Genomic DNA, 22,476 nt, shown 5'->3' on the forward strand with positions numbered 1-22,476 from the left:
ATGGCAGGATCATCGACCCCCCGACCATCGGTGCTCGTGTTCGCGACGGGCGGCACGATCGGCATGCGCGCGACCGACAAGGGGCTCGCCCCGGATCCCGATTTCCCGGAGGTGCTCGATGCGCTCGTCGCGGAGATCGCGGCACCGCTCGGGGTCGACTGGCGGGTCAATCACCTCCTGCCGTCCATCGACAGCGCGAACGCCGACGCCGGCACCGCCCCGCGCATCGCCCGCGCGGTCCGGGCGCGGGTGCGGACCCAGCGGCCCCGCGGCGTCGTGATCCTGCACGGCACCGACACCCTCGCCTTCGCGGCGGCCCGGCTGGCGTTCGAGCTGAGCGACCTCGCCGTGCCCGTGGTGGTCACCGGCAGCCAGCTGCCCCACGGCGATCCCGACACCGACGCCACCGCGAACCTGACCCTCGCCATGCGCACCGCGCTCCGCGCCGCTCCCGGGTCGCCGGTCTCGGTCGCGTTCGGCGGGTCGATCCTGCCCGCCGTGCGCGCGACGAAGCACAGCAGCGTCGCCCTCGAGGCCTTCCGCGCGGAGCTTCCGCTCGCCCCGTCCCCGGCGGGGGTGCCGCAGGTGCCGGGCGGGCAGGACGCCCGCGATCCCGCGCGTGTGCTGGCGTACTCCTTCGTACCCGCAACCATCGCGGCCGACCTGCGCGCCGCGACGGGCGGGCACCCCGACGGTCTGATCCTGGAGTGCTACGGCAGCGGGAACGCCCCCATGGGGCGGCCCGGCATGCTCGGCGTGCTGCGCGAGATCTGCGCCGAGATGCCGGTCGTGGCGATCTCGCAGTGCACGACCGGAGGGGTCGACCTCCACCGCTACGCCGTGGGCCACGAGCTCGCGGCTGCGGGCGTGATCGACGGCGGCGACCTCACGATGGAGGCGGCCACCGCCAAACTCGGCTACCTCATCGATCACGGCTTCTCCGGCGCTGAGCTCGCGGAACAGCTGCGGCGCAACCTCGTCGGGGAGCGTATCGGCCGGTAGTCGTCGGGGTCAGGATCCCGCGTCGCGGATCGCGACACCGAGATCCGGATGGTCCACGAAGATCCCGTCGACACCGGAGCTCACCACGAGCGCGAACTCGCTCTGCCAGTCCCCCCACTCGCCCCCGCGCACGGAGGTCTGGAAGCGGACGCTCAGATAGCGGTTCTCGGGTCGCAGCGTCCAGGTGTAGACCCGGAGCCCCCGGGCGTGGGCGCGCGCCACGAGATTCGTCGGCCCCACCGCGCGGCCGAGCGCGTTCACCCGGATCAGGTTGCCCTTCGCGACGCTCACGCCGTCGACGCGTCGGGCGAGGAAGTCGAGCCCGGCATCGCTGCGGTACCAGGCGTAACTGCGGGCGCGCGTCGGCCCGGCGATCTCGTCGGCCGGGGCTCCGAAGCGCTCCGCGAGGAACACCAGCTCGGCTCGCACGCCGTCATCCCGCAGCCGCTCGAGCACCCCGAGCTCGAAGGACTCGATCACGAGCCGCTCGGGCCGGTCGTCCCAGCCCGCGCGCGCCAGCTCGACGCGCAGCATCGCGGCCAGGTCGTGCCCGATCTCCCGGAAGAACTGCGCGTGCTTCACCTCCACGACGACCCGGAGAGGCCGCCCGCGCCGGGCGCTCTCCTCGTCGATGATCGCGAACACGTCGCTGAGTCGGAGGATCGGCTCGGTGTCGTTGTACTCCCGGTTGTCGGGGCGCACGCGCGGCAGGCGCTCGCGGCAGCGCAGGGTCGCCAGCTCGGCCCAGGTGAAGTCCTCCGTGAACCACCCGGTGAGTCGCTTTCCATCCACGACCTTGCTCGTGCGGCGCGCGGCGAACTCGGGGTGATCCGCCACATCGGTGGTGCCGGAGATCTCGTTCTCGTGCCGCACGACGAGCACGCCGTCGCGCGTCGCGACGATGTCGGGCTCCACCGCGTCGGCTCCGAGCTCGCAGGCGAGGCGGTACGACGACGCGCTGTGCTCCGGGCGGTACCCCGGGGCCCCGCGGTGACCGATGATCAGCAGCGGGCTCGATGCCGAGGCGTCCGGGGACGGACGCGGCGTTCCTCGAAGGGGCATGGCACCAGCCTAGGTCACGCGGGGCCTGGGATCGGGGGCTGCTGCGCTCCCGGCGAACGGCGCGGAAATCCACAGCCCCGACCAAGGCGCCCCCCGGTAGTCTGGACAAGACCCATACGCCTGGAAAGGAATCCGACGCATGAGCAACCCGGCTCTCAGCAACAACCCAGCACTCAACGGCAAGTCACTGTCCGCTGACGAGCTGCGCCGCATCTACGATCAGCCCGCCGCACAGACCCAGCGCCCGGGCATCGACGCCCCGGTGACCGAGGCCGGCTTCGGGGGCCAGCAGCCGCCGACGATCCAGCCCTCCGACACGCCCATGACCTACGAGAACACGATCTCGAAGACCGTGATGCTGTTCCTCGTCGTGCTCGCGTTCGGCGCCGTCGGCTGGTTCACGGCGCTCAACTTCGGAGCGCTCGGCATGGGCGTCGTCATCGTCTCGGCGATCGTCGGCCTGGTGCTCGGCCTCGTCAACGCGTTCAAGAAGGAGCCGAGCGTTCCGCTCATCGTGCTCTACGCCGTCTTCCAGGGCGTGTTCCTCGGCGGTATCTCCGGCATCTTCGAGTCGCAGTGGTCCGGGATCGTCGCGCAGGCGGTGATCGGCACCCTCGCCGTGTTCGGCGTGACCCTGCTCCTCTTCCGCAGCGGCAAGGTGCGCACGAGCCCCCGCGCGAACAAGATCTTCCTCATCGCGATCGTGGGCTACGCGGCGTTCTCGCTCGTGAACGTGATCCTCATGGTGACCGGAGCCAACACGGACCCTTGGGGCCTGCGCGGCGCGACGCTGTTCGGGATCCCCCTGGGTGTGCTCATCGGCGGCCTCGCCGTGCTGCTCGCCGCGTACTCGCTGGTGATGGACTTCGAGCTCATCCAGAACGGCGTCAAGAACCGCGTGCCCGAGAAGTGGGCGTGGTCCGCGGCCTTCGGCCTGATGGTCACGCTGATCTGGCTCTACGTCGAGATCCTGCGCATCCTCGCGATCCTGCGCGGCAGCAACTAGCGCCGCACGTCCGCGCCGCTCCGCTCGCGCGCTTCGCGCCGAAGCAGCTCACGCGGTGCTCACCCCTCAGGCGGTTAGAATCTCTCGGTTCCGACCGCCTGAGTCGTCTCCCCCGCATGACGTGCCGGGCGACGTGCCGCGTGGCATACTGCGTGTATGAGCACGGCGCACCCGAACACCCAGGTGACCGACTACATCGCTGCCCTCCCGGAGACGGTCCGAGTCAGGGTTGCGAGCATCTACGCCCGAGCGCGAGAGGTCGTGCCCGATGCCGAGGAGGGACTGAGCTACGGCATGCCCGCACTCCTCTATCGCGGCAAGGGCCTGATCTCGGTCATGCACACGAAGAAGCACATCGGCGTGTATCCCTACGGCAATCTCGGCGATCTCGCCGACGCCGTGACCGCGGCCGGGCTGGGCAGCACCAAGGGCTCGATCCACTTGGGGAGGGACCAGTCGATTCCGACCGAGCTGCTCGACCGCTTCCTGCACCGCCGCGTGGCCCAGATCGAGGAGCGCGCCGCGCACTAGGCTGCGTCCCCTCGGTCGGGGCCGAGCCGGCCTGACACACGAGAAAGGGGCCCGGTGAATGCCAGGCCCCTCACTCCTTACCGTGACGCCGCCGGCGTCACTCCCACTCGATCGTCCCCGGCGGCTTCGACGTCACGTCGAGCACCACCCGGTTCACCTCGGGCACCTGGTTCGTGATGCGGTTCGAGATCCGCGCGAGCACGTCGTAGGGCACGCGGGTCCAGTCCGCGGTCATCGCGTCCTCGGACGACACGGGACGCAGCACGATCGGGTGACCGTACGTGCGGCCGTCGCCCTGCACGCCCACCGAGCGCACGTCCGCGAGCAGCACGACCGGGCACTGCCAGATCTCCGCGTCGAGCCCTGCCGCGGTCAGCTCCGCGCGCGCGATCGCGTCGGCCTCGCGCAGCGTCTCGAGACGGTCGCGCGTGACCTCGCCGACGATCCGGATCCCGAGTCCGGGTCCGGGGAACGGCTGGCGGCCGACGATCGCCTCGGGAATCCCGAGCTCGCGGCCGATCGCGCGCACCTCGTCCTTGAACAGCGTGCGGAGGGGCTCGATGAGTTCGAAGTCGAGGTCGTCGGGCAGCCCGCCGACGTTGTGGTGCGACTTGATGTTCGCGGTGCCGGATCCGCCGCCCGACTCGACCACGTCGGGGTACAGCGTGCCCTGCACGAGGAACTTGACCTGCTCGCCGTCGGCCTTCGCCTCGTCGACGAGATCGCGCTGCACCTGCTCGAACGAGCGGATGAACTCGCGCCCGATGATCTTGCGCTTCTCCTCGGGATCGGTGACCCCAGCGAGGTGACCGAGGAACGTGTCGGCGGCCTCGACTGTGATGAGGTGGACGCCGGTCGACTGCACGTAGTCCTGCTCGACCTGCTCGCGCTCGCCCTTGCGGAGCAGCCCGTGGTCGACGAACACCGCGGTGAGCTGGTCACCGATCGCACGGTGCACGAGCGCCGTGGAGACCGCGGAGTCGACACCGCCGGAGAGCGCGGAGATGACGCGGGCCGACCCGACCTGCTCACGGATGCGGGCGATCTGCTCCGCGATCACGTTGCCGGCGTTCCAGTCGTTCGCGATCCCGGCGACGTGGTGCAGGAAGTTCTCGAGGATCTCCTGCCCGTGGTCGGAGTGGCGCACCTCGGGGTGCCACTGCACGCCGTACAGACGCCGCTCGGCGCTGCCGAACGCGGCGACCGGCGTGACCGCGGTCTTCGCGAGCACCTCGAAGCCCGCGGGGGCCTCCTGCACGGCGTCGCCGTGGCTCATCCAGACGTTCTGCGCCTCGGGCTGGCCGCCCAGGATCGCCCCGCCGCCGCCGAGGATCTGCGCGTCGGTGGCGCCGTACTCGCGGTCGCCGGTGTTCCCGACGGTGCCGCCGAGCGCCCGGGCCATCACCTGGAAGCCGTAGCAGATGCCGAGCGTGGGGATCCCGAGCTCGAAGATGCTGTCGTCGAACTGCGGGGCGCCCTCGGCGTAGACCGAGGAGGGTCCGCCGGAGAGCACGATGCCCAGGGGCTGCTTCGCCTGCACCTCGGCAGCGGTGATGGTGTGCGGCACGAGTTCGGAGTAGACCCCCGCCTCGCGCACGCGCCGAGCGATCAGCTGCGCGTACTGCGCTCCGAAATCGACGACGAGCACCGGGCGGTGCCCGGTACCGGATTGTTCTGTCATGACTGACCTTCCGAGGACTTCGCGGCCGAGGCCGCGGCGGGTGAAGACGTGGGAGTCGGGTCCGCGGCCAGAGCCGCCTCGCGCTCCGCCAGGAATCGGTTGACCTCGCGCACGATCCGTGCCTCGAGGAAGAACGACATGAAGGGGATGACCCCTCCGAGCGCGATGACGAGGAACCGGAGGAAGCCCCAGCGCATCGGGCTCCAGAGCATGAAGTCGGAGATCAGGTACACGACGTAGAACCAGCCGTGCGCGATGAGGATCGCCTTGAAGAGATCGAACCCGGCCGGCTGGAAGTCGCCCTCGAGCCCCTCGGCGGGCAGCGGCTCGAACTTCGCGAACGCCTCGGGGCTGAAGAGGTACAGCTGCACGTTGAAGCCGTACTTCATGATCATCACGGCCGTGAGCAGCAGCAGCATCACGCCGGTGATCACGGAGGTCACCTTGTAGACGTTCAGCGCCTTGCGGATGCGCGGATAGTCGGCGGGCTTGGGCTGCAGTTGCATGGCTTCCATTCTATTGGACTCGGGGCAGGGGGTCTCGCCGTGCCGGATCGCGCGGCCGCTCAGCGGGGGTCGGCCTCGGCGGCCTGGAGCTGTTGCAGTTCGTGCTCTTTCTCCCAGGCGTCGCGGGTGAGACGGAACCAGAAGAACACGGCGAAGCCGGCGAACACGACCCACTCGATCGCGTAGAAGACGTTCAGCCAGTTCACCGTCTCCGGCGGCAGCGGCGGCACGGAATCGATGGCGTCGAGAGCGCCCAGGAGCGGCGCGGCACCGGCACCGTCGTGCAGCACGAGGTACCCGGCGTAGACCGGGGCGTCGACGCCCGTCCACAGGTTGGCGAGGTGGGCGGGCATCATGCTCTGCAGCGTCTGCGGGTCGGCCGCGTGATCCGGAATCTTCGGGCCGTCCGGCGGCATGAAGCGCCCCTCCAGGAGCCTCGATTCCGCGAACGCCGGATCGGCGTCGAGCTCGTCCAGGGCACGCTCGGCCGCGGCCTCGTCGGGTGCCCAGCCGATCGCCACGGCGAGGTGCGCCCCAGCTTCCGCCTCGGGCGCCTCCGTCACGAAGTGCCCGACGACCCAGGTCCCTGAGACACCGTCGTTCTGCCGCGGCGACAGGGTGCGGGAGTCGCCCGGAACGAACGCACCGCGCACCTCGACGATCGCCCCCGCCCCGAGCTCCGTCACCCCGCTGCCGGTCGACGCGGCCTCGGCCAGCGGCCGGACCACCTCGGTGTCGACCACCGGGTCGGCGTCGGTGCGGATCGCGTTGCTCATCTGCCACTGGCCGAGCCAGGCGAACACTCCCGCCACGACCAGCGCGAAGACGAGCGCCAGGATCCACTGCGGTCGCCGCATCACCCGCGCGAGCGTGGGATCGCCCAGGTACTCCGGTCTGCGCTGTGCCGACAAGACGACTGCGACTAGCGCTCGGCGTGGACGATGTCGATGCGCTGGAAGCTCTTGAGCTCCGAGTACCCGGTCGTCGCCATGGCGCGCCGCAGCGCGCCCATCAGGTTGGCGCTGCCGTCGGCGACGTGCGCGGGGCCGTTCACGATCTCCGCGAGCGGCGCAACGGGAGCGACCGGAACCCGGCGGCCGCGCGGCAGATCCTCGTGGTGGGCCTCCTGGCCCCAGTGCCAGCCCTTGCCGGGTGCGTCGGCGGCCCGTGCGAGGGCGGTGCCGAGCATCACGGCGTCGGCGCCGCAGGCCATCGCCTTGATCAGGTCGCCCGACGTGCCGAGGCCCCCGTCGGCGATGACGTGCACGTAGCGCCCGCCCGACTCGTCGAGGTAGTCGGAGCGCGCTCCGGCCACATCCGCGATCGCACTCGCCATCGGCGCGCGGATCCCGAGCGTCGCCCGCGTGGTCGACGAGGCGCCCCCGCCGAAGCCGACGAGCACGCCCGCTGCGCCGGTGCGCATGAGGTGCAGCGCCGACTGGTAGGTGGCCGCGCCGCCCACGATCACGGGCACATCGAGCTCGTAGATGAACTGCTTGAGGTTGAGCGGCTCGCGGCCGTCCTGCGCGACGTGCTCGGCGGACACCGTGTTGCCGCGGATCACGAACAGGTCGACGCCCGCGCCCACGACGGTCTCGGTGAACTCCGCGGTACGGTGCGGCGACAGCGCACCGGCGACGGTCACCCCGGCGTCGCGGATCTCGCCGAGGCGCGCGCGGATCAGCTCCGACTGGATCGGCGCGGCGTACAGCTCGCGCATGCGCTTGACGGCGGCGACCTCGTCGGTGATCGTGGCCAGCTCGGCGAGCAGGGCCTCGGGCTCCTGGTGGCGGGTCCACAGCCCCTCGAGGTTCAGCACCCCGAGCCCGCCGAGTCGGCCGAGCTCGATGGCGGTCGCCGGCGACATCACCGAGTCCATCGGGGCGCCGATCACGGGAATCTCGAACTGGAACGCGTCGATGGTCCAGGCGGTCGACACCAGTTCCGGGTCGCGGGTGCGCCGGGTGGGCACGATCCCGATCTCGTCGAAGGTGTATACGCGTCGCGCGCGCTTGCCGCGGCCGATCTCGATCTCGTTGCTCACCCGACTAGTCTATCCGTCACCCCAGACGGATCCTGCGACTCCGCGGAGAATGCAGCGGGGCCCGGACTCCGCAGAGTCCGGGCCCCGGCACGAGGCGTTCGGCTATCGCCGGTAGTTCGGCGCCTCGACGACCATCTGCACGTCGTGCGGGTGCGACTCCTTGAGCCCGGCCGAGGTGATGCGCACGAACTGACCGCGATCCTTCAGCTCGGCGACGGTGCGCGCGCCGACGTAGAACATCGACTGCCGCAGCCCGCCGATCATCTGGTGCGCGACCGACGCGAGGGGCCCGCGGTACGGCACCTGCCCCTCGATGCCCTCGGGGATCAGCTTCTCGTCGCTCGGCACGTCGGCCTGGAAGTAGCGGTCCTTCGAGTACGAGGTGCGCTCCCCGCGGGTCTGGAGCGCGCCGAGCGAGCCCATCCCACGGTAGTTCTTGTACTGCTTGCCGCCGACGAAGACCAGATCTCCCGGGCTCTCGTCGGTGCCGGCGAGGAGCGAGCCCATCATGACCGATGAGGCGCCGGCGACGAGCGCCTTCGCGATGTCGCCCGAGTACTGCAGTCCGCCGTCGGCGATGACCGGCACGCCCGCCGGGGTGGCGGCGCGGGCCGCCTCGTAGACCGCCGTGACCTGCGGCACCCCGACGCCCGCGATGACCCGCGTCGTGCAGATCGATCCGGGGCCGACCCCGACCTTGATCGCGTCGGCGCCCGCCTCCACGATCGCCCGGGCGCCCGCGTAGGTCGCCACGTTGCCGCCGATCACGTCGACGCCGGCGAAGGCCTTGTCGCCCTTGATCTTCGCGATGATGTCGAGCACACCCTTGCTGTCGCCGTTCGCGGTGTCGACCACGAGCACGTCGACACCCGCCTCGAGCAGCGAGCTCGCGCGCTTCCACGCGTCGCCGAAGAATCCGACCGCCGCGCCCACGCGGAGGCGACCGGAGTCGTCCTTCGTCGCGTTCGGGTACTGCTCCTCCTTGTCGAAGTCCTTGACGGTGATGAGCCCGGTGAGGCGCCCCTCGCCATCGACGAGCGGCAGCTTCTCGATCTTGTGCGTCGCGAAGATGTCTGCCGCGGCCTCGCGCGAGATCCCGGTCGGCGCCGTGATGAGCGGCATCTTCGTCATGGCGTCGGCGACGCGCACCTGGCTGCGATCCTTGGGATCGATGAACCGCATGTCGCGGTTCGTGATGATGCCGAGCAGCACCCCGCTCTGATCGACGACGGGCAGCCCGGAGACGCGGTACTCGCCGCACAGCGCGTCCACCTCGGCCACGGTCGCGTCGACGGAGGTCGTGACGGGGTTCGTGATCATCCCGGCCTCGCTGCGCTTCACCCGGTCGACCATCTCGGCCTGATCCTGGATCGAGAGGTTGCGGTGCAGGATCCCGAGCCCGCCGTTGCGGGCCATCGCGACCGCCATGCGCGTCTCGGTCACGGTATCCATCGCGGCGGAGATGAGCGGGATGCTCAATCGAATGCGCCGGGTGAGCTGGGTCGAGGTATCGGCCTCGCTCGGGATGACGTCCGTGTGCGCCGGGAGCAGCAGCACGTCGTCGTATGTCAGACCGGTGAACGCGAACGGGTCACGCTGTTCCATAAGACCTCGCTAGGTAGATGATGAGCGGGTGAGTCTGGGCGCCGGGGTCTGGCGCCCCTCTGCGGATCAGTCTAAGGGAATCGGACCGGTCGCCAACTGTGCTTGCGGCGAACGACGCAGCTGGCGCACCATGTCGATGATCAGCAGCACGAGCGCGATCCAGACGGCGATGAACCCGATCCAGCGACCGAGGGACACCTCCTCGTGCATCACCAGATAGCCGTACAGGAACCCGAGGATCGGGGTCAGGAACTGGATGAACCCGAGATATGACAGCGGCAGGCGGCGCGCGGCCTCGCCGAACAGGATCAGCGGCACGGCCGTCACGACGCCGCTGCCCAGCACGAGCAGCAGCACCCCGGGGCCGAAGGTGTGCGCGGTGAGGCCCGCGGTGGCCGCGACGATGATCATCTGCACGATCCCGACGGGCAGAGAAACGAGCGTCTCGACCGTGAGGCCGGTGATCCCGTCGACGTGCTCGCCCACGTGCTTGTGCACGGCGCCGTAGAGGCCGAAGGTGACGGCGAGCGCCACCGCGATCCACGGGAAGGCGCCGTAGGCGATGGCCGCGATGACCACACCGATCGTCGCGATCACCACCGCGGTCCACTGCAGGCGGGAGAGGCGCTCCCGGCGGACGACCACGCCGATGAGGATCGTGAACAGCGGGTTGATGAAGTAGCCGAGCGCGGTTTCGATCACGTGCCCCGTCATGACCCCGATCACGAAGATCTGCCAGTTCGCGTACAGCAGGATCGACGACAGCGCGAACCACCCGAGCAGCTTGGGCCGGCGCACGATCGCCATCACCTGCGACCAGCGGCTCGTGACCGTCGCGAGGATCGCGCAGAACACGAGGGTCGCGCCCACGCGCCACGGAACGACCTCCAGCGGGCTCACCATCGCGATCAGTCCGAAGTAGAAGGGGAACGCACCCCAGATCATGTACGCGGTGACGCCGTATCCCAGCCCCGCCCGAATTCGCTTCACCGAGACAGTCTACTCGCGTGGACGGCCCCGTCCTCACCCCCGCGGTCACAGCAACGGGGCCGCCGATCCGAAGATCAGCGGCCCCGTGCAGCACCCGTGGTGCGGAGCTTAGCGCTCGACGATCGCGAGGATGTCGCGAGCCGACAGCACGAGGTAGTCCTCGCCGCCGACCTTGACCTCGGTGCCACCGAACTTCGAGTAGATCACGACGTTGCCGACCTCGACGTCGAGGGGGATGCGGGTACCGCTATCCGAGACCCGACCGGGTCCGACCGCGACGACCTCGCCCTCCTGGGGCTTCTCCTTGGCGCTATCGGGGATCACCAGACCGGAAGCGGTGGTCTGCTCTGCCTCGACCTGCTTGATAACAATACGATCTTCGAGCGGCTTGATGGCGACCGACACAGTTGACCTCTTTCCAAATTGCGAAGTGGATCTCGCGCCCGCCCAATGCGAGCACGCTTGCTCCGAGTCTATGGCTCCGGTTGGCACTCTCGCAAGGGGAGTGCCAACCGGCGGGCGTGGAATCGCCGAGAGCGAACACCCCTGCGGTGCATTCCCTTCGCCGCCCCGCGGAGCGGCCTGGATAGGATGGACGAACACGCCCGACCCTGGAGGAAGCCATGTCCACACCGAACGCCCCGCAGCAGTTCCCCGGCACTCCCGGCATCCCCGGTGCCGACCAGCCGTTCACTGCGGACCAGTCGCCGTACACGGGCCAGCCCGCGGCACCGGTCCAGCCGAGTTACCAGCCGAACGCGGCGCAGTACCCGCAGCCGAGCTACCCGGCCGCCTCGACCGCGACCACACTCGACAAGACGAACACCTTCGCGCTGCTCGCGATCATCTTCGCATTCCTCTCCCCCATCGCCGGCATCATCTTCGGGCACATGGGCCTCAGCCAGATCAAGCGCAACGGCGACGCCGGCCGCGGGATCGCGCTCACCGGGCTCATCATCAGCTACGCCTACTTCGTGTTCCTGATCATCTTCATCGTGCTCTACATCGGCATGATCGCGGTCATGATCGGATCGCTGGGCGCGCTCTCCTCGGGTTACGATCCCTACTACTGATGTGACCCCCGCACGCACACCGGCCGGGGCCGCGGGCCCCGCGCCGGGGTGGGAGTTCCTCGGCACCGATGCCGGCCTCGACGAGCTCCGATGGATTGCCGCCGAATCCCACCGCGGAGCGAACGGGCTGAACACCGAACTCCGCCGTCGCGGTCACCCCGCCGATCGGGTCGCGGCGCTCCTCACCCAGGCCGAGCTCCGCGTGCGCGCCGCGTCGAAGTTCGGCCCGATCGCGAGTGAGCTGCTCGTCACCCCCGCGGGCCTCGAGCAGGCGACCCGACACCGGGTCGCCGCGCATCACGCCGAGCGATTCCGCGCAGCGGGCTGCACCCGTGTCGCCGACCTCGGCTGCGGGATCGGTGCCGAATCCATGGCGTTCCTCGCGGCCGGACTCACGCCGCACCCCGTCGAACTCGATCCGCTCACCGCGGCCTTCGCCGAACACAACCTCGCGGCCGTCGCCGCCCGGCACGGGCTGCCGGCACCCGAGGTGCGCGTCGGCGACGCCGAACGCCTCGGCCCCGGAGACGCCGACGGGGTCTTCCTCGATCCCGCGCGGCGGACCGCCGGGCACCGCGACACCCGCAGGCTCGCGTCCCCCGACGACTACTCCCCCTCGCTCACCTTCGCGTTCGATCTCGCCACCGCCCACGCCACCGGCATCAAGCTCGGCCCCGGCTTCGACCGGGAGTTGATCCCGCCCCACGCCGAGGCCCAGTGGGTCTCGGTCGACGGCCAGGTCGTCGAGATGGCGCTCTGGTGCGGGGCGGCCGCGCGCCGCGGGGTCACCCGTTCCGCCCTGGTCCTCCGCTCGGAGTCCGGGATCGCGGAGCTGTCCGCGCCCGCAGACGCCCCGGACGCCGAGGTCCGCGACCTCGGGGAGTACCTCTACGAGCCCGACGGCGCGGTGATCCGGGCCCGGCTGATCGGCGACCTGGCAGCGCGCCTCGACGCCGGCATGGTGAGCCCGGCCATCGCCTACCTCACCTCGGACCGGCTGACCGCCACGCCGTTCGCGCAGGCCTTCCGGATCATCGAGACGCTCCCGTCGCGGGAGAAGGATCTGCGCCGCGCCCTCGCGGCGCGCGACATCGGCACCCTGGAGATCAAGAAGCGGGGCGCCGACGTGGATCCCGCGGCGCTGCGGAAACGGCTCCGCCTCCAGGGGTCGCAGCACGCGACCCTGTTCCTGACGCGCGTGGCCGGCCGGCACGTCGCGCTGCTCGCCGAGCGCTGCGTCGACGCGGGATCACCTGCTCCGTCTGCGCCGCCTGCGCCGCCCGGAAACGCCGAACCGGACCCCAGCTGAGCGCTGAGGTCCGGTCCGTGTGCCGTGCGGCGAGTGCTACTGAGCGTTCTCGAGCTCCTGCAGCTGCTGCTGCAGCTCGGGATCGCTGAGCGCGGCGCCGATGATCATGGCGACGACGATCATCGCGATGACCGCGAGCACGATCGCCAGCGCACCCGTGATGATACCGGTGAGGGTCATGCCCTTCGACTGGCCCTTCTTGCGGCCGATGATGCCGAGGATCAGGGCGACGATGCCGCCGATGATGCCAACGATGCTGATCGGCCACGCCAGCACGAGGCTGACGATGCCGACGATCATCGAGGAGAGCGCGAGGCCCTTGGACTCGGGAGCGGGTGCTGCGCCGTATCCGGGAGCAGCGGGCGGCGCGGTGTACGCGGGCGGGGTGTTCTCGGGCAGGTTCTCAGACATACATTCTCCTAGGTATTCATCGTCGAAGTGGGTGTCTCCCCGTTTCGCTCTTCTAAGATAACGTTCAGGTTCATCTGATGTCGCGTGATTTGCACGAGATTTGCAAATCAGATCTGTAGGAACCTCACGAACACCGCCGCTTCGGCGGGTCAGCGGACCTGGATCTCCTGCACGGGCAGGCTCGAGTCGGCGCCGAAGTCGAGCGTGGACGGCGCGTGCCCCGCCGCGACCAGCTGCGCGCCGAGCGAGGCGATCATCGCGCCGTTGTCGGTGCAGAGCGAGAGCGGCGGGACCCGGAGTGCGACCCCGGCCGCGTCGGCGCGCTGCTGCGCGAGCTCGCGCACCCGTGCGTTCGCCACGACACCGCCGCCGAGCAGCAGGCGCGGCACGCCGTGATCCCGACAGGCCGCGATCGCCTTCGTGAGCAGCACGTCGGCCACCGCCTCCCGGAAACTCGCGGCGACGTCGGCGACGGGCACCTCCTCGCCCGCGGCGACCCGCTTCTCCACCCAGCGGGCGACCGAGGTCTTCAGCCCCGAGAAGGAGAAGTCGTAACGGTGCTTCGCGAGGTCCTTCGGCAGCGAGAGCCCGCGCGGGAAGCGGATCGCCGCGGGGTTCCCGTCGGCGGCGACACGATCGATGTGCGGGCCGCCGGGGTAGGGCAGCCCGAGCAATCGGGCGACCTTGTCGAACGCCTCGCCCGCGGCGTCGTCGATCGTCTCGCCGAGCAGCTCCACATCCGACACGAGATCCCGCACGAGCAGCAGGGAGGTGTGTCCACCCGACACCAGCAGGGCGATCGTCGGAAGTTCGAGTTCGCCTACCTCGCCCACGGCGCCGCGCAGGCCGTCGCCCTGCAGCAGATCCGCCCCCACGTGCCCCACCAGGTGGTTCACGGCGTAGAGCGGCACGTCGAGCGACACCGCGAGGGCCTTCGCCGCCGCGACCCCGACCATGAGCGCCCCCGCCAGTCCGGGCCCGCAGGTCACGGCGATCGCGTCGAGATCCGCGAGCGAGACCTCGGCGTCGGCGAGCGCTCGCTCGATCGTGGGGGTCATGGCCTCGAGGTGCGCCCGCGCCGCGACCTCCGGAATCACCCCGCCGAAGCGCGCGTGCTCGTCCATGGAGGAGGCGATCGCGTTCGCGAGCAGCGTGCGTCCGCGCACGATCCCGACCCCGGTCTCATCGCAGCTGGTCTCGATGCCGAGGACCAGCGGTTCGTGGGCGCTCATGCGGGATCCTTCACGTCGAGTTTCATCACCACGGCATCGACGCCGTCGGGCTGGTAGTAGCGGGGGCGGATCCCGATCTCGACGAACCCGAGAGAGGTGTAGAGCCCCTGCGCCACGGGGTTGTCGGCGCGGACCTCGAGGAAGATCTCGCGCACGCCGCGGGATCGCGCCTCCGCGATGAGCGCGACCATGAGCCGGCGTCCGGCGCCCACCCCCCGCGTCTCCGGGGTGAGGGCGATGGTCTGGATGTCGCCCTCCGTGCCCACGGCCAGCAGCCCGCCGTAGCCGCGCACGGCTCCGGCGTCGTCCACCAGCACGAGATAGCAGCGGTGATCAGCCGAGAGCTCCTCGCGCACGAGGTCGCGGCTCCAGGCCTCCCCGGTGAACACGGCGTGTTCGATCTCCCAGACCGCGTCGAGATCGTCGAGCGTGGCGGGTCGGAGGTGGAGGCCCGGGAGCGCTGCCGGGGTCACGTGCTGACCCGCTTCGGCGCGCCGGGCTGCGCCACGTCGGGCGCGCGCAGGTACACGGCGCGGTCGGATTCGAAGCCGTGCCCGGCCGCGAGTCGGCGGGAGGCGAGCTCGACGAGCCGGCCCGCGGGGATCCGCTCGGGCCAGACGTCGGCCGCGGTCGGCTCGAGCCGATCCCGCGGCACGAGGTGGGGGTCGACCGCGCGCTCGGGCACGCCCGCCCAGTCGAGGCCGCGGTACTCCGTCACGAAGAGCTCGCGCCGCTTGGCGTCCTGGATCACCCGCACTCCGGCGGACGCGCCGCGCTCCAGCACCTCGAGCGCGACCGCCTCGTGGCCCTGCAGGGGCAGGAGCGGCACGCCCCGCCCGAGGGCGAAGGCGTGGGCGGCGGCGATCCCGACGCGGAGCCCCGTGAACGGGCCGGGGCCGATCCCGACGACCACCCCCGTGACCTCGCTGGGTGATACCCCGGCGGCCTCGAACAGCCCGGCGAGCATGCCGCCGATGGCCTCGGCGTGGCGCAGCGGATCCGCGCTCGTCGCCTGGACGACCCGCCCCGCGGCGCCGAGCGCGACACTGGTGCCGAGCGCGGTGTCGATCGCGAGGAGCACCTGGTCCGGTGCGCTCGCGGCGGACTGCAGATCGATCACTTCGAACGCGACCCGGTCGACGGCGTCGCTCACGGCAGCACTCCTTCACTCCAGCGCGGGCCGAACCCGCGCAGGGTCACGATCCTCGGCTCGACCAGTTCTTCGCCCCAAGCATCGTCAGCGGGGTCTTCGAGCGCATGAGTCGATGCCGTACCGGCTGCGCCGTCGGATGCCACACCGTCACCCGTGGGCCGCTCGATCACGAGCTCCGCCCAGGACTCGCGCCCCTCGAGCAGTCCGGCGCCCCACTCGGCCACGACGACCGAGCCCGCGAAGTCCAGATCCAGATCGTCCAGCTCCGTGGCGTCGGCGAGCCGGTACGCATCGACGTGCACGAGCGGCGCTCCGCCGACGAGCGAGGGGTGGGTGCGAGCGATCACAAACGTCGGGCTCTGCACCGGGCCCCGGATCCCGAGCCCCTCGCCGATTCCGCGCGTCAGCGTCGTTTTGCCCGCACCCAGCGGGCCGGTCAGGATCACGAGGTCTCCGGCGCCCAGGCGACGCCCGAGTGCGACCCCGAGCCCGTGCATGGCGTCGGGGTCTGATATCTCGACCGTTCGCGTCGATGCGGCTGGCCCCGAGTCCGTCACGAGGCCGGCCCGTCGACGGGGATCCGGCGCACGCGTGGACCGATGCCCACGACGATCTCGTAGTTGATGGTCCGCATGAGTCCCGCCCAGATCTCCACGGGCGGGTGGCCCTGCTCGGGATCCCCGAACAGCACCACCTCGTCGCCGAGTTCGAGGCGGCCGGCGAGCGGTCCGACGTCGACGATGAACTGATCCATGCCGATGCGCCCGACGATCGGCCGGTGCTCCCCCGCCACCGTCACCCACGCGCCGGCGCCGTTCAGGGCGCGCGGCATGCCGTCGGCGTACCCGATCGGCACGAGCGCGAGGGTGGTCGCTGTCTCGCAGACGTGGTTGAAGCCGTAGGAGACGCCGGTCCCGGCTGGCACCCCCCGGAGCGCCACGATCTCCGCGCGGAGCGTCATCGCCGGGATGAGCCCGAGCTGCGCGGAGGTCTGATCGGCGAACGGGCTGAGGCCGAAGGCCGCGACCCCCACGCGCACGGTGTTGTAGTGCAGGTGCGGCGAGCGCAGGGTCGCCGCACTGGCCGCGAGGTGGATCATGTCGGGCTCGATACCGACGGCGCGGAGCCCGGCGACGGCCGCGTCGAATCGCTCGGCTTGCAGGCGGTCGTTCGCGTCTCCCGCGTTGGCCAGGTGGCTGAAGATGCCGGTGACGCGCACGAGGCCCGCCGCGACGAGTTCGGCGGCGCGTGCGAAGAGCGCCTCCCACTCCTCGGGGGCGGCGCCGTTGCGGCTGAGCCCGGTGTCGACCTTGAACTGGACGGTGGCGACACTGCCGAGCGCCCGCGCGGCCTCGGCGACGGCCTCGAGCTGCTGCAGGTGGCTGACGCCGATCTCGATCCGCGCGGCCACGGCGTCGGCGAAGTCGACACGGGCCCCGTGCAGCCAGCAGAGGATCGGTGCGTCGATCCCGTGCTCCCGAAGGGTGAGGGCCTCCTCCAGGTCGGCGGTGGCGACCATCGCCGCGCCGCCGGCGAGCGCTGCCTCGGCCGCAATGGCGGCGCCGTGGCCGTAGCCGTCGGCCTTCACCACGACGATGACCGCGCCGCCCGTGAGCTCGCGGACGCGGGCGACGTTGTGCCGGATCGCGCCGACGGAGATCTCCGCCACGCGTATGGATCCTGTCCTCATGCGCTCTCGCCTCCGTTCTCGGTCGTTCCTCGGTGCTCTGCCCACCCTGGCTCGAGCGTACTCCCGCCGCTGCTCGACTCGACGATCACAAACGCCGTCGCCACCCCCGCGTCGTGGGTGAGCGAGAGGTGCACCCGATCCGCGCCGCGGGCGACGAGCGCCGCGCGGAGCCCGGGACCGCCGACGAACACCGGCGCACGGTCGTCGTCCCGTCCCACCGCCATGTCGTGCCAGGTGAGCTCGCCGGATCCGCCGAGCGCCTTGATGAGCGCTTCGCGCGCGGCGAACCGGGCGGCGAGCGACGCCGCGCCGAGCGGCTGCTCGTCCGGGGCGAACAGCCGGGTGCGAAGGGCGGGTGTGCGCGCGAGCTGGCGCTCGAAGCGCGGGATGTCGACCGTGTCGACGCCGATCCCACGAATCATGTCGTGCCTCCTCGCACCGCGACCCCTCGGCCGCGGCGCCTTACTCCACGGTGACGGACTTCGCGAGGTTGCGCGGCTGATCGACGTCGAGGCCCTTCACCGTCGACAGCTCCAGCGCGAACCACTGCAGCGGGATGACCTGCAGCAGCGGCTCGAAGAGCGCATCGGCGAGCGGGAGCCGGATCACGTCGTCGGCGTAGGGCAGCACCGCGGTGTCGCCCTTCTCCACGATCGCGATGACGCGTGCCCCGCGCGCGCGGATCTCCTGGATGTTCGAGACGACCTTCGAGTGCATGAGCGGCGACGTGCGCGGACTCGGTACCAGCACGAAGACCGGCTGGCCGTGATCGATGAGCGCGATCGGACCGTGCTTGAGCTCGCCGGCGGCGAAGCCCTCGGCGTGGATGTAGGCGATCTCCTTGAGCTTGAGCGCGCCCTCGAGTGCCGCCGGGTAACCGACGTGGCGACCGAGGAAGAGCACCGAGCGGGTGTCGGCCATCCAGTGCGCGAGCTGCGCGATCTGGGTGTGCGTGTCGACGGCCTCGCGGAGCTTCTCGGGGAGCGTCTCGAACTGCCGCACGGCGTCGGCCTGCGTCTCGGCGGACAGCGTGCCGCGGACGCGCCCGAGGTGGAGCCCGATGAGGTAGAGCGCCGTGATCTGCGCGGTGAAGGCCTTCGTCGAGGCGACGGCGACCTCCGGCCCGGCGTGCGTGTACACGGCGGCGTCGGACTCGCGCGGGATCGTGGCGCTCTGCGTGTTGCACACGGACACGGTAGTGACGCCCTGCTCGACGGCGTACTTCACGGCCATGAGGGTGTCCATGGTCTCACCCGACTGGCTCACCGAGATCACCATGGTGCGGTCGGTGAGCACGGGATCGCGGTAGCGGAACTCGTGGCTGAGCTGCACCTCGACCGGGATCCGGGCCCACTGCTCGATCGCATAGGCGCCGATCATGCCGGCGTAGGAGGCGGTGCCGCAGGCGATGATGATGATCCGGTCGACGTTCGTGAGCCGCTCGGCGCCGAGGGCGGTGAGCTCGGGGATCTCGACCGCGTCGCCCGAGATCCGGCCGCGCACCGTGTTCGCCACGGAATCGGGCTGCTCGTTGATCTCCTTCGCCATGAACGAGGACCAGCCGCCCTTGTCCGCGGCGTCGGCGTCCCACTCGACCTCGTACTCGGCGAACTCGACGGGGGTGCCGGCGAAGTCGGTGATGCGCACCTCGTCCGGCGTGATGATCGCGATGTTGTCCTCGTCGACCGCCACGGCGCGACGGGTGGAGGAGACGAAGGCCGCGACGTCGGAGCCGAGGAAGTTCTCCCCCTCGCCGAGCCCGACCACGAGGGGCGAGTGATGGCGCGCCGCCACGACCTTGCCGGGCTCGTCGCGGTGCATCGCGAGCAGGGTGAAGGTGCCGTGCAGGCGGGCGACGACCGTGCGGAACGCGGTCTCGAGATCCCCGACGCGCGCGACCTCGAGACCGAGGAGCGCCGCGACGACCTCGGTGTCGGTCTCGCCGATGAGCGTGATCCCGGCCGCTTCGACCTCGGCGCGCAGCTCCGCGAAGTTCTCGACGATCCCATTGTGGATCAGCGCGAGCTTGCCGTCGTCCCCGAGGTGCGGGTGCGCGTTCTCGTCCGTCGGGCCGCCGTGGGTCGCCCAGCGGGTGTGCCCGATGCCGGTGCCCTGAGCCGTGAGCGGGCTCACCTCGAGCAGTTCCTCGAGTCGCACGAGCTTGCCGGCGCGCTTGCGCACGCCGATGTTCCCGGCCTCGTCGATGACCGCCACGCCGGCCGAGTCGTACCCCCGGTACTCCAGTCGCCGCAGTCCGCTCAGCAGTGCCTCGACCGTGTCATTCGGTCCGACATATCCAACGATTCCACACATGCGTTCCAGTTTAGTGGCACCATGGATGAACAATGGCCGAGACAAGCACCGCACCCGTCACCACGGACACCCACGCACTCGTGCGACCGGAGTTCACCTCCCCCTTCACCGAGATCGGCCGGGCGGAGTGGGCCCGCCTCGCCGGCGAGACGCCGATGCCGCTCTCCGAGCGCGAGGTCTCGGAGTTCCGCGGACTGGGCGAGCCGCTCGACATGGCGGAGGTGTCGGAGGTCTACCGACCGCTCAGCCGTCTCATCAACCAGTACGCGATCGCTGCGCGCGAGATGCACCAGCGCACCCGGGGGTTTCTCGGCCGCAACGACGAGCGGCAGAGCCCGTTTGTCATCGGCATCGCCGGCTCCGTGGCCGTGGGCAAGTCGACGGTCGCCCGTATCCTGCGCGATCTGCTCGCCCGCTGGCCGGAGACCCCGCGCGTGGAGCTCGTGACGACCGACGGGTTCCTGTACCCGAACGCGGAGCTGCAGCGGCGCGGGATAGCGGCGCGCAAGGGGTTCCCCGAGTCCTACGATCGCCGCGCGCTGCTCCGCTTCGTGTCGCAGGTGAAGGCTGGCGTCGCCGAGGTGAAGGCTCCCCACTACAGCCACTTGATCTACGACATCGTGCCCGACGAATTCACGGTCGTGCGGCGGCCGGACATTCTCATCGTCGAGGGGCTGAACGTGCTGCAGCCCGCATCGATGCAGCACCCGCTCGCCGTGAGCGACCTCTTCGACTTCTCGGTGTACGTGGACGCGCGCACGGGCGACATCCGCCGCTGGTACCGCGATCGTTTCCTGCACCTCCGCGAGAGCGCGTTCGCGAACCCCGACTCCTACTTCCGACGCTTCGCGACGCTCGACGACGATGCCGCCGTGGCACTCGCCGACGAGTACTGGACGAACATCAACCACCCGAACCTCATCGAGAACATCCGGCCGACGCGCGCCCGGGCGACGCTCGTGCTCCGCAAGGAGGCGGACCACCGGGTGCAGAAGGTGCTGCTGCGCAAGCTCTAGTGGGTGCGGAGCGGTCGGCGGGATGCGCGTGGGCCGCGGGCACCGATCAGCGTCGCGACGCCGAGGACGAGGCACAGCGGCCGGTACAGGCGCTCATCCAGCTCCTGGAAGCGCTTCCCGCCCTCGGGCAGTCCCATCGAGATCAGTGCCGTGTTGCCGCCGAGGATCCCGCGGGCGAGCAGCGCGAGCCCGATCGCCCGCCGCGTGGCGACGATCCCACGACCGTCGCCGAGCGCGCCACCCGCGATGATCCCGCCGGCCGCCGCACCCGCAGCAACGGCGGCCGTGGCGCCGCGCCCGGGTTCGACGGAGGCGTGCCCGATGACGGCTTCGGAGAGCCGCCGCCGGTTCCGCTCCGGCCAGGTGCTCCCGGAGGCCCAGACGGCGTGCACGCCGGCGACGGCGAGCAGTCCGGTTGCGGCGACGGTGCGGGCGAGAGGCGTGAGGCAGCGCATGCCTCCAGCCTAACCCCGACGGGGCGCGGTGCGGGAGGGCGACCTAGACCGCGAGGCGCTCCTGCACGATCGCCGCCAGATCGTCAGCGAGCTGCTGAGCCTGATCCTCGTGCTCGGCCTCCACCATGACCCGCACCACCGGCTCCGTGCCGGAGGGGCGCAGCAACACCCGCCCCTTGCCGCCGAGCACGAGCTCGGCCTGGTGCACGGCCTGCTGCAGCACGTCGTCACCAGCGACGCCGGTCCGGTCGACGCCCCGCACGTTCACGAGCACCTGCGGATACACGGTCATGCACGTGGCGAGTTCCGCCAGCGACTTCCCGGTGCGCACGATCTCCGCGGCGAGGTGCAGACCCGTGAGGATCCCGTCGCCGGTCGTCGCGTGCTCGCTCATGATGACGTGGCCCGACTGCTCACCGCCCAGGGAGTAGCCGTGCTCGTTGATCGCCTCGAGCACGTAGCGGTCGCCCACACCGGTCTCGACGACGTCGATCCCGTTGTCGGCCATCGCGAGCTTCAGGCCGAGGTTCGACATCACGGTCGCGACCAGTGTGTTCTTCTCGAGCTTGCCGCGCCGAGCGAGCGAGAGCGCCAGGATCGCCATGATCTTGTCGCCGTCGATCACGTTGCCCTCGCCGTCGACGGCGAGGCAGCGATCCGCGTCGCCGTCGTGGGCGATGCCGAGGTCGGCGCCGTGCTCGCGCACCGCGGCGATGAGCGGTTCGAGATGGGTCGAGCCCACCCCGTCATTGATGTTGAAGCCGTCGGGATCGTTGCCGATCACCGTGAGCGTCGCGCCGGCGTCGGAGAAGACGTCGGGCGAGATCCCCGCCGCCGCACCGTGGGCGCAGTCGAGCACCACATGCAGCCCGTCGAGCTTGATCCCGCTCAGCGTGCCGAGCAGGTGCACGAGGTACCGGTCCTCGGCGTCGGCGAACCGACGGATACGCCCCACCTCGCGACCGGTGACCGCGATCACGGGCCCGCTCATGGCGGCCTGGATCTCGTCCTCGATGTCGTCGGCGAGCTTCCGGCCGCCCTCGGCGAAGAACTTGATGCCGTTGTCGGGCGCCGGATTGTGGGACGCCGAGACCATGACACCGAAGTCCGCGCCCGTGTCGGCGACCAGATAGGCCGCGGCGGGCGTCGGGATCACTCCGGCGTCGAGCACGTCGACTCCCGCCGAGGCGAGACCGGCGGCGACCGCGGCGGAGATGAACTCTCCCGAGACGCGCGGATCACGCGCCACGACGGCGACAGCGCGACGGCTCTCGCTCCGGGCAGAACGCCCGAGAACGAGAGCCGCAGCGTGGGCGAGGTTCAGGGCCAGCTCGGCGGTCACATCGACCCCGGCCAGGCCCCGAACCCCATCGGTGCCAAACAGGCGTCCCATGGTG

The 22,476-nt window shown here is 70.6% G+C and carries 24 protein-coding genes; 6 read left to right on the forward strand and 18 right to left on the reverse strand.

The features are described from left to right. Positions 1 to 1,002: an asparaginase gene (locus MUN76_RS05000; RefSeq protein ID WP_244687711.1), complete on the forward strand. Its 1,002-nt coding sequence runs from the start codon at positions 1 to 3 to the stop codon at positions 1,000 to 1,002. Between the two features lie 9 nt (positions 1,003 to 1,011). On the opposite strand, the gene MUN76_RS05005 is transcribed toward MUN76_RS05000, so the two are convergent. Then, positions 1,012 to 2,064, reverse strand: a complete 1,053-nt coding sequence (locus MUN76_RS05005) for a glycerophosphodiester phosphodiesterase family protein (RefSeq protein WP_244687713.1) — start codon at positions 2,062 to 2,064, stop codon at positions 1,012 to 1,014. Positions 2,065 to 2,203: 139 nt separating this feature from the next. On the opposite strand from MUN76_RS05005, the gene MUN76_RS05010 reads away from it, so the two are divergent. Both MUN76_RS05010 and MUN76_RS05015 read left to right on the forward strand, forming a co-directional pair. Continuing rightward, a complete protein-coding gene (locus tag MUN76_RS05010) occupies positions 2,204 to 3,070 on the forward strand; it encodes a Bax inhibitor-1/YccA family protein (RefSeq protein WP_244687715.1) in 867 nt (288 codons plus the stop codon). A gap of 156 nt (positions 3,071 to 3,226) precedes the next feature. Beyond that, complete coding sequence (locus MUN76_RS05015) at positions 3,227 to 3,601, forward strand: iron chaperone (RefSeq protein ID WP_244687717.1); 375 nt, start codon at positions 3,227 to 3,229, stop codon at positions 3,599 to 3,601. A 97-nt stretch (positions 3,602 to 3,698) separates the two neighbouring features. Here the strand turns inward: MUN76_RS05015 and guaA are convergent, their stop codons facing one another. From guaA to groES, 7 genes are all read right to left on the reverse strand, one after another. Beyond that, positions 3,699 to 5,282: a glutamine-hydrolyzing GMP synthase gene (gene guaA / locus MUN76_RS05020; protein WP_244687719.1), complete on the reverse strand. Its 1,584-nt coding sequence runs from the start codon at positions 5,280 to 5,282 to the stop codon at positions 3,699 to 3,701. Continuing rightward, positions 5,279 to 5,788 carry a DUF3817 domain-containing protein gene (locus tag MUN76_RS05025; protein ID WP_244687721.1) on the reverse strand — a complete coding sequence of 170 codons (510 nt, stop codon included), beginning with the start codon at positions 5,786 to 5,788 and terminating at the stop codon, positions 5,279 to 5,281. The genes guaA and MUN76_RS05025 overlap by 4 nt, the downstream gene beginning before the upstream one ends. Before the next feature lie 59 nt (positions 5,789 to 5,847). Continuing rightward, positions 5,848 to 6,699 carry an SURF1 family protein gene (locus tag MUN76_RS05030; RefSeq protein WP_244687722.1) on the reverse strand — a complete coding sequence of 284 codons (852 nt, stop codon included), beginning with the start codon at positions 6,697 to 6,699 and terminating at the stop codon, positions 5,848 to 5,850. Between the two features lie 11 nt (positions 6,700 to 6,710). Continuing rightward, the gene (locus MUN76_RS05035) at positions 6,711 to 7,832 is read right to left on the reverse strand and encodes a GuaB3 family IMP dehydrogenase-related protein (RefSeq protein WP_244687724.1); all 1,122 of its coding nucleotides are present in this window, start codon (positions 7,830 to 7,832) and stop codon (positions 6,711 to 6,713) included. A 102-nt stretch (positions 7,833 to 7,934) separates the two neighbouring features. Beyond that, positions 7,935 to 9,437 carry an IMP dehydrogenase gene (guaB, locus tag MUN76_RS05040; protein WP_244687726.1) on the reverse strand — a complete coding sequence of 501 codons (1,503 nt, stop codon included), beginning with the start codon at positions 9,435 to 9,437 and terminating at the stop codon, positions 7,935 to 7,937. A gap of 66 nt (positions 9,438 to 9,503) precedes the next feature. Continuing rightward, on the reverse strand, positions 9,504 to 10,427 hold the full coding sequence (rarD, locus tag MUN76_RS05045; RefSeq protein WP_244687728.1) for an EamA family transporter RarD: 924 nt from the start codon (positions 10,425 to 10,427) through the stop codon (positions 9,504 to 9,506). 108 nt (positions 10,428 to 10,535) lie between these two features. After that, positions 10,536 to 10,832 (reverse strand): co-chaperone GroES, encoded by a 297-nt coding sequence (groES, locus tag MUN76_RS05050; RefSeq protein ID WP_244687730.1) that lies wholly within the window; start codon positions 10,830 to 10,832, stop codon positions 10,536 to 10,538. Between the two features lie 218 nt (positions 10,833 to 11,050). Between groES and MUN76_RS05055 the strand changes: the two genes are divergently transcribed. Together MUN76_RS05055 and MUN76_RS05060 are read left to right on the forward strand one after the other, a co-directional pair. After that, complete coding sequence (locus tag MUN76_RS05055) at positions 11,051 to 11,500, forward strand: DUF4190 domain-containing protein (protein ID WP_244687732.1); 450 nt, start codon at positions 11,051 to 11,053, stop codon at positions 11,498 to 11,500. Position 11,501: 1 nt separating this feature from the next. Continuing rightward, a complete protein-coding gene (locus MUN76_RS05060; RefSeq protein WP_429953192.1) occupies positions 11,502 to 12,809 on the forward strand; it encodes a class I SAM-dependent methyltransferase in 1,308 nt (435 codons plus the stop codon). A gap of 36 nt (positions 12,810 to 12,845) precedes the next feature. Here the strand turns inward: MUN76_RS05060 and MUN76_RS05065 are convergent, their stop codons facing one another. From MUN76_RS05065 to glmS, 8 genes are all read right to left on the reverse strand, one after another. Further along, on the reverse strand, positions 12,846 to 13,220 hold the full coding sequence (locus tag MUN76_RS05065) for a DUF4190 domain-containing protein (RefSeq protein ID WP_244687733.1): 375 nt from the start codon (positions 13,218 to 13,220) through the stop codon (positions 12,846 to 12,848). A 149-nt stretch (positions 13,221 to 13,369) separates the two neighbouring features. Next, positions 13,370 to 14,452, reverse strand: a complete 1,083-nt coding sequence (gene tsaD / locus MUN76_RS05070) for a tRNA (adenosine(37)-N6)-threonylcarbamoyltransferase complex transferase subunit TsaD (protein WP_244687735.1) — start codon at positions 14,450 to 14,452, stop codon at positions 13,370 to 13,372. Continuing rightward, entirely contained in the window at positions 14,449 to 14,925 is a 477-nt protein-coding gene (gene rimI, locus MUN76_RS05075) for a ribosomal protein S18-alanine N-acetyltransferase (protein ID WP_244687737.1), read from the reverse strand. Before rimI ends, tsaD begins: the two co-directional genes overlap by 4 nt. Further along, on the reverse strand, positions 14,922 to 15,605 hold the full coding sequence (gene tsaB / locus MUN76_RS05080) for a tRNA (adenosine(37)-N6)-threonylcarbamoyltransferase complex dimerization subunit type 1 TsaB (RefSeq protein ID WP_244687739.1): 684 nt from the start codon (positions 15,603 to 15,605) through the stop codon (positions 14,922 to 14,924). The genes rimI and tsaB overlap by 4 nt, the downstream gene beginning before the upstream one ends. After that, entirely contained in the window at positions 15,602 to 16,102 is a 501-nt protein-coding gene (tsaE, locus tag MUN76_RS05085; RefSeq protein ID WP_244687741.1) for a tRNA (adenosine(37)-N6)-threonylcarbamoyltransferase complex ATPase subunit type 1 TsaE, read from the reverse strand. Before tsaE ends, tsaB begins: the two co-directional genes overlap by 4 nt. 56 nt (positions 16,103 to 16,158) lie before the next feature. Next, positions 16,159 to 17,280 carry an alanine racemase gene (gene alr / locus MUN76_RS05090; RefSeq protein WP_244688667.1) on the reverse strand — a complete coding sequence of 374 codons (1,122 nt, stop codon included), beginning with the start codon at positions 17,278 to 17,280 and terminating at the stop codon, positions 16,159 to 16,161. Positions 17,281 to 17,291: 11 nt separating this feature from the next. Further along, on the reverse strand, positions 17,292 to 17,717 hold the full coding sequence (locus tag MUN76_RS05095) for a holo-ACP synthase (RefSeq protein ID WP_244687743.1): 426 nt from the start codon (positions 17,715 to 17,717) through the stop codon (positions 17,292 to 17,294). Positions 17,718 to 17,757: 40 nt separating this feature from the next. Beyond that, a complete protein-coding gene (gene glmS, locus MUN76_RS05100; RefSeq protein ID WP_244687745.1) occupies positions 17,758 to 19,608 on the reverse strand; it encodes a glutamine--fructose-6-phosphate transaminase (isomerizing) in 1,851 nt (616 codons plus the stop codon). 32 nt (positions 19,609 to 19,640) lie between these two features. Between glmS and coaA the strand changes: the two genes are divergently transcribed. Continuing rightward, entirely contained in the window at positions 19,641 to 20,624 is a 984-nt protein-coding gene (gene coaA / locus MUN76_RS05105) for a type I pantothenate kinase (RefSeq protein ID WP_244687746.1), read from the forward strand. Here the strand turns inward: coaA and MUN76_RS05110 are convergent. Further along, complete coding sequence (locus tag MUN76_RS05110; RefSeq protein ID WP_244687748.1) at positions 20,621 to 21,079, reverse strand: DUF3995 domain-containing protein; 459 nt, start codon at positions 21,077 to 21,079, stop codon at positions 20,621 to 20,623. The two genes, coaA and MUN76_RS05110, sit on opposite strands and share 4 nt — an antisense overlap. A 43-nt stretch (positions 21,080 to 21,122) precedes the next feature. Beyond that, positions 21,123 to 22,472: a phosphoglucosamine mutase gene (glmM, locus tag MUN76_RS05115; RefSeq protein WP_244687750.1), complete on the reverse strand. Its 1,350-nt coding sequence runs from the start codon at positions 22,470 to 22,472 to the stop codon at positions 21,123 to 21,125. Positions 22,473 to 22,476: the final 4 nt, after the last annotated feature.

It is taken from the genome of Leucobacter rhizosphaerae, assembly GCF_022919175.1.
GTDB lineage: Bacteria > Actinomycetota > Actinomycetes > Actinomycetales > Microbacteriaceae > Leucobacter > Leucobacter rhizosphaerae.